We start from the raw sequence: 2,717 nt of genomic DNA on the forward strand, positions 1-2,717 counted from the left end.
GTCGGCACGCCTCGGGGTGTGGCGCAGCTTGGTAGCGCGCTTCGTTCGGGACGAAGAGGTCGTCGGTTCGAATCCGGCCACCCCGACCAGAGGTAAGAGGGCACATCCGATCATCGGATGTGCCCTCTGGCATTTCCGCAGCCGTGATCACCGTCGCAGTAGGATGCCGCCATGCCGCGGCCGGTGGTCTTCGACCTCTTCCACACCCTGGTCCACGGTGCCGACGACGAGCGGGACCGGGTTGTCGGCGAGATGGCGCTCGTCGTGGGGGTGGATCCGGCGGCGCTCGTCGCCGCGTACCACGCCACCTGGCGGGACCGCCTGGTCCGGTGGAACGCGGCGGAGACCGTACGCATCCTCGCCGAGCGTCTCGGGGCCTCGCCGACTGACGATCAGGTGACCCGGGCCGCCGCGCATCGGCTGACCCTCGCCCACCGGGTGCTGGGCCGTGTCGCGCCCGCCACGCTGGACGTGCTCGACGCGCTGCGCCTGCGCGGGCACCGGCTGGCCCTGATCAGCAACGCCACGTCCGAGACGGCCGAGGCGTGGGCGGGCGGCCCGCTGGCCCGGCGTTTCGACGTCGCGGTCTTCTCCTGTGCGGTCGGGCTGGCCAAGCCGGACCCGGCGATCTACCGCACCGCCGCGGAGCGGCTGGGCGTCGCGCCGGCCGACTGCGTGTACGTGGGCGACGGCGCGGACGGCGAGCTGGCCGGCGCGGCGGCGGCCGGGATGACGGTGCTCCGGACGACCGAACACCAGGACACCGATCCGAGCTGGACCGGAACCGTGATCGCGAACCTCCGTGAGGTGCTCGACCACGTGGAGCAACCGGCCCCGATCGAATAGATCGACAGGACTGCCCGGAGCCACCCCGCCACGCGCGGTTGCCCCTGCCTCCTGGCAAAGTATGCGCATGCCGCCGATGATCCGATCCCGCCTGACCGATTGGACCACCGTCGCGCCCCTGGTCGCCGTGCTCGTGCTCGTGATGACCTGGGGACGGGAGTTGCCCGGCCCGCTCATCTTCGTGGTGGCGGCCCTGCTCGCGGCGGCCGTACTGGCGGCGGTGCACCACGCCGAGGTGGTCGCGCACAAGGTCGGTGAACCGTACGGGTCACTCGTGCTCGCGGTGGCTGTCACCGTGATCGAAGTCGGTCTGATCGTCACGCTGATGATCAGCGGCGGCGACAAGACGCAGGCGCTGGCCCGGGACACGGTCTTCGCCGCCGTCATGATCACCTGCAACGGCATCCTCGGCCTGTCGCTGTTGCTCGGCGCGCTGCGCCGGCAGGTGGCGGTGTTCAATCCGGAGGGCACCGGCGGGGCGCTCGCCACGGTGGCCACGCTCGCCACGCTCAGCATGGTGGTGCCGACGTTCACCACGAGCCGGCCGGGGCCGGAGTTCTCCCCCGCGCAGCTCGCCTTCGCGGCCGTCGCCTCGCTGGCGCTCTACCTGTTGTTCGTCATGGTGCAGACCGGCCGGCACCGCGACTACTTCCTCCCGGTCACGCAGGAGGGCAGCATCCTCGCCGAGGACAAGACCGGCGACGGGCACGCCGAGCCGCCGTCCACGCGTACCGCGCTGGCCAGCCTGGCCCTGCTCGTGGTGGCGCTGGTCGCGGTGGTCGGTGACGCGAAGACGATCTCCCCGACGATCGAGACGGCGGTCAGCGCCGCCAACCTGCCGCCGGCGTTCGTCGGCGTGGTCATCGCGCTGCTGGTGCTGCTGCCGGAGACGCTCGCCGCCGCCCGGGCGGCACGGCGGGACCGCGTGCAGATCAGCCTCAATCTCGCTCTCGGCTCGGCCATGGCCAGCATCGGCCTGACCATCCCGGCCATCGCGATCGCCTCGATCTGGCTGGACGGGCCGTTGGTGCTGGGCCTGGGCGGCACCCAGATGACGCTGCTGGCGCTGACCGCGGTGACCGCCGTGCTCACCGTGGTGCCGGGCCGGGCGACGGTGCTCCAGGGCGGCGTGCACCTGGTGCTGCTCGCCGCGTTCGTCTTCCTGGCCGCCAGCCCGTAAGCAGGCACGCCCGCCGCCGGCCCGCGAGCAAGCCGTCCGCCAGCCCGTGAGCCGCCGGACAACAAGACCGTCAGTCGTGCAGTTCGGTCCGGGCCACCTCGGCGAACGCGGCGGTCAGGTACTCGGCGAACGGGCGCCCGGTGACCGCCAGCAGATCGGCCACCAGCAGCGGCGCGTGCCGGGCGATCGCCGCCGGGTCGGGCGGGTTCTCGTCGTCGCCGGGGTCGTAGACGCCGAGCGCGCCGGCCAGCAGCACCAGCAGCACGTGCGGGTCGACGTCGGGCCACCACGGCGCCGCCGACCGGACGCACTGTTCCAGCACCTGCCGTACGTCGTCGCCGTCCAGCCCGTCCGGGTGCCCCTCCTCCAGCAGCAGCCGGACCACCCCGCCGAGCACCAGCCCGGCCCGGTCGGCGGCGGCCAGCCGCTCGATGGCCGGGGCGTACGCCTCGGCGTCGCGGGCGCGCGCGGCGGTGACCGCGTCGGTGGCCGTCTCGGCGATCTCCCGGGCCGGTGCGGGCAGGTGCCGCCAGGTCGTCGTCACCGGGTCAGCATGGCAGAGCACGTGTGCTCGCTCACCTTCCGGCCTGCCGCCCACGTGTGTAAGGGGTAAACGGGTCGCGGTAGTCGTACCCGCCCAACAGAATCCCAGCATGCTGCGCCGCGCCGAGCACCAGCCAGGCGCCGGCGA

3 protein-coding genes and 1 tRNA gene are annotated in these 2,717 nt (G+C 72.9%); 3 read left to right on the plus strand and 1 reads right to left on the minus strand.

The features are described from left to right. Positions 1 to 12: 12 nt before the first annotated feature. The 3 genes from F8279_RS29510 to F8279_RS29520 all read left to right on the plus strand — a co-directional run bounded on the left by F8279_RS29510 (position 13) and on the right by F8279_RS29520 (position 2,026). Positions 13 to 89: transfer RNA gene (locus F8279_RS29510), tRNA-Pro, on the plus strand. Between the two features lie 82 nt (positions 90 to 171). Continuing rightward, positions 172 to 846 (plus strand): HAD family hydrolase, encoded by a 675-nt coding sequence (locus F8279_RS29515; RefSeq protein ID WP_151501692.1) that lies wholly within the window; start codon positions 172 to 174, stop codon positions 844 to 846. A 76-nt stretch (positions 847 to 922) separates the two neighbouring features. After that, positions 923 to 2,026, plus strand: coding sequence for a calcium:proton antiporter (locus F8279_RS29520; RefSeq protein ID WP_151501693.1), 1,104 nt, complete (start codon positions 923 to 925; stop codon positions 2,024 to 2,026). A gap of 70 nt (positions 2,027 to 2,096) precedes the next feature. Here F8279_RS29520 and F8279_RS29525 read toward each other — a convergent pair whose 3' ends face one another. Then, positions 2,097 to 2,570, minus strand: coding sequence for a hypothetical protein (locus tag F8279_RS29525; RefSeq protein WP_225853457.1), 474 nt, complete (start codon positions 2,568 to 2,570; stop codon positions 2,097 to 2,099). Positions 2,571 to 2,717 lie beyond the last annotated feature (147 nt).

The organism is Micromonospora sp. AMSO1212t (assembly GCF_008868145.1).
Classification (GTDB): Bacteria; Actinomycetota; Actinomycetes; order Mycobacteriales; family Micromonosporaceae; genus Micromonospora; species Micromonospora tulbaghiae.